The sequence below is a fragment of the Polynucleobacter sp. P1-05-14 genome (assembly GCF_018881675.1).
In the GTDB taxonomy this organism is placed as follows: domain Bacteria; phylum Pseudomonadota; class Gammaproteobacteria; order Burkholderiales; family Burkholderiaceae; genus Polynucleobacter.
Genome location: NZ_JACVPV010000005.1, coordinates 161,274 through 167,743, shown reverse-complemented (window position 1 = coordinate 167,743; position 6,470 = coordinate 161,274). Strand labels below are relative to the sequence as shown.

Below are 6,470 nucleotides of genomic sequence, written 5' to 3'. Positions count from 1 at the left end.
ACCGATAAGGAGCTTAGAATGATCCAAGACCGTTTAAACAACCGACCTAGAAAACGATTAGGGTTTAAAACCCCCAATGAAGTATTTATGCAGTCCTTAAACCGTGTTGCACTTCGTGTTTGAATCTACGCAAGATATTACGGTAAGTTCCAAAGAAAAAACCACTCGAAGTGGTTTTCTTGATGCTTGGCGGCGGGTGTAGTCAGCGCCCACATTGTCTTTGTATAACGCCCTGCTAACAGGGAAATTAACAGGGTATTTCGGTAAAAATGGGCCTGATTTTTCCCAAAACAGACGGCCAACCCCCTAAATATATAGCCATCCGACCAAAGCCACGATTTGGGAACAGGGAATAACAGGGAATGATCATTTTTCACCAGATTATTCTAAAATTTAAAAAACTAAGGGTTCTATGGTTCTAGAAGAAGGCTATCTTTCCGGGGCAATAAACGGGTTTCACAATACCAGCACTGTTTTTAAATTTAATGGTGGTGGCACATGGATTCAAGCCGAATATAACTACCTCTATCAATACCTGTACGCCCCATATGCAAAAGTAATTGAGAAAAATGGAATGGCATTTATTGAAATTGAAGGAATAGATGCATCGGCTCCAGTTAGGAAGGCCTAAATAACCCAAGAACAAGGCGCTCAATAGGCAAGCCATGAATCCTTATTGGGGTCACTGTGAGTGAGGCTTTATCCAAAATTAACCATCCAATATGCCCGTTGTCATTCCACCAGCTGTCGCCACAAAACTTGCCGACATTGAGACGCTGCTCAAGCCCTTCGATACATTCGAGCTTTTTGGTGAACTTAACCAACTAATAAATAAAACGGAACTTACCGATGATGAGCGCCTAGGCTACCAGGCAGAGGTTCTTGGATTTCAATTCACACCGATGCGCGGTAAAGACCGCAGCCCATGGGGTGGTTATTTTGGCCCATTTTCTCCTTCGGAACAGCAACTGGCGAAATGGTAAATAGTCCGGATGCCAAAAGTATTTCGCTAGAGGTAATTGAGTACTGGAAGGCTCGCTCAAAGCAAACACCTTACCCCGTTCTTCAAGCTCGATATGCTGATTTAGCCCTAGATATTGGTTGCATTTGGAATCATGAGCACCCTGACAAGGCGAAAATTACGCTACCACGTGAACTTTCTCAGTGCGCTATTGATGGTTACATATGCACGGTGGAGGGCTGTCTATCAACGGAAAATTACCAAACCTGGACATTTCTTAATAGAGCAATTGATCTTGCGCTACTTGTTAAAGATACACAGAGAGTTGAGAAGATAAAACATATTGCGCTTGCCTATACCCGCAATCAACCAAAATCGTGGTGGGAATTAAATAGCCTTGTTTGGGAGAAAAAAAGGTTTAACTTTAAGCGGGCCAGAGCGTGATGAACTGATTGGATGGCTCGAGGATGCGTTAATAACCTCCTGCAACATTAATGATCCCACTCACTTTAATCCACATGAGGCACTTAATGCGGCCGATCTTCTCCAATGTTGGTATAAAAAATTAAAACAGACCGACCTTGGTGTGACTGCCCTCAAAAAAGCAGGGGCTGCATTCGAGGGGCTAGCAGTCAAAAACGAATGCACTTACTGCGATTGCATGGCTAGAAGACTGAAGCTTTAGATAAACATTGCCCAGCTTCAAATAATCGTTCTTGATACTGCGCTGTTGATACCACGTTGTTGATACTAATACAAAAAGCCCATTTCCAGCATGATGCGCGCCTGATTCGTGGCATTCCCCGCAGCTCCAAATGCTTGACCTGCGCTTGTTTTAACAGCTTGAACATAGGAAAGTTCACCACGAATAAAAGTACGCTGATACTGATAGGTCGGCGTAATTGTCGCCGACCAAGCGGCGCTCCCAGGTCCATACAAGAGATTGGGGGTATTGACTTGGGTTTTATTGCCCGAGCCGATGTACTCTAGCCTCAAGGGGAGCGTAAAGCCGCCGGTTGCGGAACGCGTGACCTGATAGCTAGTCAACACAGCCGCTCCCATGGTCTGCGCGCTGCTCAAAATACCAATCGAGGGATTGGCCGGGACATACGTATATTGCAAATAGGGCGTCACACTCCAATGATCAGCGCGATAACTATAAATAGCGTTGAAGATCTGAGAATTATTTTGTAAGAGTGGCGTGATAAAAGTATTAGTAGAGTTCGCTTTAATTGCGCCAGTCCACACCACACTAGCATCGCTGCGGGCATTGAGTTGATAGCCGAGTGAAGCCCCCATCCAACTGAGTTGATTGGAATAGAAACCATCATTTAACGTGATCGCACTCGAGAGTGCACCCTCCCGATAGGAAACTTCAAATCCTTTGCTGACATTGCTCGTTTGATTCCAAAGCAGCCCGCGGTCAATATTGCTATTTTGATAGGTGAAGGTATTTTCATAACCGCCAAAGGAATTGATTTTGCCGGCACTCAAGCGCCAGTGCGTATCCGGCACTACGGAGACCGAAGCTAAAGGCAATACACCAAAACTTTCTTTGGTTTGCAGGCTGGCGCGCTGATAAGTCGTACCTAAGGAAGGAGTTGAATAGTAACCCCCTTGCAGATAAAACTGTATTAGGCCAGTCTCTTTTTGTAGTACGAGCTGCGCATTAGCGAGATCAGCATAAGCATGATAGTCGTTCGGTGCAGCGTTGGTTTGCGCCATACCGATGCCACTCACAACGGCAGAGATATTGACTGATCCAAGGGGAGCAAACTCGAGCTGGAAAGGCTGCGTAATTAGTAGCTGCGTACTCAGTGGCTGCGCGCTAGATAAGGGCTGATCTTCCGGGGCATTTTGCCCAAATACACTGAAGGAGTAAATCCATCCAGAGAGCGTAGCCCAGATAATGTAAGACGAAATCCTCATATGGTGTGGCTAATTAATCTAACTGCGAACGCGTTTCAGATAGACGCTCCAGAAAGTCCAGATAATCTGATTCGCATCCTGAGGGTACTCGATACTGCGCCTCTGCCTTTCGTATCTCACCTAATCTCTTGGTGATGGCCAATCGGCGTTCTGCAGTAAGAGGAGCTTGGGCTATATCACGCTCGTATTGCAATACCTCGCGCAAGATTTTTTCGATTCGAATCCGGAACCGAATTGCTCTTAAATTGATATTGAGCTGAGAGAGCGGAATAATGATCGCCAGCACCGAGAGAATGTATACCCAAATTCGGTCAATAAATGCCGCTAACCAAAAGGGTAAATAGCGCATGGTTTGGGGAACGCCATAATCGTAGTAACTCGATGCAGTAGCGCTAATCGGAATGGTTAAATCGAGATAGGCAGGAAATTTTTCTTCGCTGCTTAAAAATAAACTTCTCGAGCTGCGTTGTGCCTCTTTGGCGGCCATCAGCAACACCATTTGTAAGCCAGGATGAAGATCCTTACTGACGGCCAGGTTAGTTGTTGTGGCAAGCAGTGAAATATCCTTAGGAGGAATCTGCCTGGCTATATCAATGGCGGCAGCAGGTAAAGTAACTACCTTTACAAATGGCAGTTGAATGTCATAAGCCGCGGCATGCGTTAGCTCAAATAACTCAATCTCAGGCTCATGCAATAAACGCATCACAATGGGATCGATTGCGGGATTCACATTGATTACCACATCAAGTTCACCCGCTAACAGATCCGCTAAATTACTTTCATAACTGCCAACCTTAAAATTTTGGGCGGACTCTATATCAATCCCATTGAGTAAGAATATTTTTTTAGCGATCGTCCAGGTACCACTTTGGCTAGGGCCTACGCCCACTCTGAGGCGCGCCAAATCTTTTAGTCTGTCGGTTCGGTTGGCCAAACCCTTGCGTTGAAAAATCCACACTGGCTCAAAATCGACGCTACCGAGTGATTGGAGCTTGTCAGCTAGCTCTGAACTCAGTACACCCCCCTGAATCAATGCCGCATTCACACCGTCTGTCCCACTTGCCAGCATCTGGGCACTTTGCATCGAGCTTGGGGAATTTTGAGTGCTCAGCGAAATGCCTTTATCTTTTAAGAACTGTGCTTGTTTTTGCGCGATCAAGGAGTAGCCCGATTCTTCTCCCGAAATCGCCATGCGAATCTGACTTCCCGCAATTGGGTCAATCAGATAGAGGCCCGCTAAAAATCCCAACAATAGAAAAGTAAATATCAGTTTATTTTCTAATAGGAGTTCTTTAAATGCTGCCAGCTCGTCGCGAGCCGCTAATAAAAAATAGTTTTCTTTTAACACCTAGAGGCCCCGTAATAAAGCTACATAATGATATTCGTCTTGATCATTGAACATTGAACATTGAACATTGATTAAGCATGATTGCTTTTGCAAACTAAATGCTTAAGCTTCACTCCATACTCAATGGTACTAGCAAGGGACGGAGTAATCGGCGGATGCAGTGCTCAATAAAATAGATCGCCTTGATTTAACTGATCTTGATTCAATAATCTGCCCCACCCTACCTCGACAGCTCAAAATCACCAACATTCGGCAGGCCTGAAAGAATCCCCTAATCTGACTTAGCCCCAAAATGAAGCACCACAACAGAATGCAAGCCTGCCAATAAGCCAAGCCATATTCATTTGGACGTAATTAATGGTTTTATTTGCCCTCAATCCCATTTTTCATGGGTTTATACCAAGTGATGCCGCTATCTTGGCTTCCCAAGACCTCAATTTGATACTATCAAAAGTGATCCATTAACTGCATTTGCTTTTCTAAGCCCCCTTTTTTCAATGAAATCATTCCGTTTATATTGCCATCTTTTACTGGTCTTGTTAGGCTTAATTGGCCTATCAACAAACGTTCAAGCCCAAGAAAAAATATCCGACCCGATTCGGGTTCAGCTTGCCTGGTATCACCAAGCGCAATTTGCGGGATTTTATATTGCCGAAATTCGCAAACATTTTAAAAATGAAGGGCTCAATGTCACCTTGGTGGAAGGGGGCTCGAACATCAATCCCATTACCGAAATCCAGGAAGGTCGCGCGGATGTCGCGGTGTCTTGGCTGAGCAACGCCTATAACCTGTCTAATGACCAGAAATCAGTCAGTAACGTAGCGCAAATTTTTTCCGGTTCTTCCTTGGCGGTTGCGTGTCGCATTAGCGCGGGTGTTTTTACCCCGCAAGATATGGTTGGGAAAAAAGTGGGTGTTTGGGAAGTCGGTGATGAAGCCTTGGTGAAAAAAATGATCCAGCTGCTCTCCATTCCACCAGAATCGGTAGAGCTGGTAAAACAAGCCCCCAATGGCCAAGATCTGGTAGATGGAAAAGTAGCTTGTGCCACCGTCATGACTTATAACGAGTATTGGCAGATTCTGGCTGCTGGCGTACCTGCAAGCGATTTGATCGTGATTAGTCCTGATTTATTTCAGATTGCGCATATTGAAGATGGTTTATACGTGTCTACAGAGCGTTTAAAGTCCCCTATTTTCCGTGAACAGCTGGTGCGTTTAGTCAAAGCCTTACGCCAGGGCTGGGCTGAGGCTCGTATTGCCCCCACGCTAGCCGTTGAAACTATTGAGCGGATGGCACCGAAATTGAATAAAGAACATCAGCATCACATGCTTGAATCGATTTTGGGAACGATTCCAAGTAGCCCCGATCAATTTGGCTTGCTGGATTTGAGTAAATACTATTCAGAGGTAAACCTCTTACTGGCCAAAGTTGATGACAAAAAAGCACCAGGTCATTTGTGGACTTATGAGATTTGGAATGAACTCAAGAAGGCAGATGGCAAATCTACTCCATTAACACAAGCAACAAAATTTTATGCAACTAGTATCACGGGCATGCTCGCTTTTAAAGTCTTGGTGTACTTAGGGGTGTTTACCTTTGCGCTCTCTGGAGTACTAGAAGCGATCAATCGTCATTATGACTTATGGGGACGTCTCATCCTGGCATTTTTATCTGGCGTAGGCGGTGGCACCCTTAGAGACCTGATTATTGGCGGTGATCGCCTGCCCTTTTATTACGTAAAAGATATTACCTATCCCTTGGGCATTTTGATTGTGGTGCTCATTACAACGGTCATTGTGCTGATGTATGAGGATGCTCCGCAAAGTAAAACCTTTAAAACTATTAAAAAATATGCTGATATTTTAGGGTTCTCCATGCTCGCCATTACGGGTGCAGTGATTTCGATTTCTGCTGGACTACCCTGGTTTTGGGCTCCCATTTGTGCGGCCCTCACTTGTGCCGGCGGTGGTATGTTGCGCGATATCGTGATTAATCAAGAGCCCAGTACCTTTAAGGGCGTGATCTATGAAGAGGCTGCCATCGTAGGTGCCTTATTCTTGGTAGGCGGTCTGATGATCTCCAATCATTTTGAATATACCGCTGTGCCTGTCTATATCAGCTTGATATTAAGTGTGATCCTCATCGCCTGCTTGAGAATATTGATCTATAAATACCATTGGCACTATCCCAAAAGCCTGGGCGGTAATATGACCCCCGATCAGCACTAAATTT

Annotated in this window: 6 protein-coding genes; 4 read left to right on the top strand and 2 right to left on the bottom strand. The window is 45.1% G+C overall.

The features are described 5' to 3' along the window. The first annotated feature begins 412 nt into the window (after positions 1–412). From ICN37_RS04015 to ICN37_RS04005, 3 genes are all read left to right on the top strand, one after another. Positions 413–631: a hypothetical protein gene (locus ICN37_RS04015; RefSeq protein ID WP_068948734.1), complete on the top strand. Its 219-nt coding sequence runs from the start codon at positions 413–415 to the stop codon at positions 629–631. A 91-nt stretch (positions 632–722) separates the two neighbouring features. Continuing rightward, positions 723–983, top strand: coding sequence for a hypothetical protein (locus ICN37_RS04010; RefSeq protein ID WP_216155051.1), 261 nt, complete (start codon positions 723–725; stop codon positions 981–983). Continuing rightward, on the top strand, positions 977–1,405 hold the full coding sequence (locus ICN37_RS04005; RefSeq protein WP_216155049.1) for a hypothetical protein: 429 nt from the start codon (positions 977–979) through the stop codon (positions 1,403–1,405). The genes ICN37_RS04010 and ICN37_RS04005 overlap by 7 nt, the downstream gene beginning before the upstream one ends. Before the next feature lie 306 nt (positions 1,406–1,711). Here ICN37_RS04005 and ICN37_RS04000 read toward each other — a convergent pair whose 3' ends face one another. Together ICN37_RS04000 and ICN37_RS03995 are read right to left on the bottom strand one after the other, a co-directional pair. Continuing rightward, complete coding sequence (locus ICN37_RS04000) at positions 1,712–2,890, bottom strand: outer membrane beta-barrel protein (RefSeq protein WP_216155048.1); 1,179 nt, start codon at positions 2,888–2,890, stop codon at positions 1,712–1,714. Between the two features lie 13 nt (positions 2,891–2,903). Beyond that, positions 2,904–4,238, bottom strand: coding sequence for a TAXI family TRAP transporter solute-binding subunit (locus ICN37_RS03995; RefSeq protein WP_216155047.1), 1,335 nt, complete (start codon positions 4,236–4,238; stop codon positions 2,904–2,906). Positions 4,239–4,735: 497 nt separating this feature from the next. On the opposite strand from ICN37_RS03995, the gene ICN37_RS03990 reads away from it, so the two are divergent. Continuing rightward, complete coding sequence (locus ICN37_RS03990; RefSeq protein ID WP_216155046.1) at positions 4,736–6,466, top strand: TRIC cation channel family protein; 1,731 nt, start codon at positions 4,736–4,738, stop codon at positions 6,464–6,466. The last annotated feature ends 4 nt before the right edge of the window (positions 6,467–6,470 follow it).

Bases quoted from the DNA above. Each gene is read 5' to 3' on its own strand.
- ICN37_RS03990 (WP_216155046.1), top strand. From the start codon at position 4,736: ATGAAATCATTCCGTTTATATTGCCATCTTTTACTGGTCTTGTTAGGC.
- ICN37_RS04005 (WP_216155049.1), top strand. From the start codon at position 977: ATGGTAAATAGTCCGGATGCCAAAAGTATTTCGCTAGAGGTAATTGAG.
- ICN37_RS04010 (WP_216155051.1), top strand. From the start codon at position 723: ATGCCCGTTGTCATTCCACCAGCTGTCGCCACAAAACTTGCCGACATT.
- ICN37_RS04015 (WP_068948734.1), top strand. From the start codon at position 413: ATGGTTCTAGAAGAAGGCTATCTTTCCGGGGCAATAAACGGGTTTCAC.
- ICN37_RS04000 (WP_216155048.1), bottom strand. From the start codon at position 2,890: ATGAGGATTTCGTCTTACATTATCTGGGCTACGCTCTCTGGATGGATT.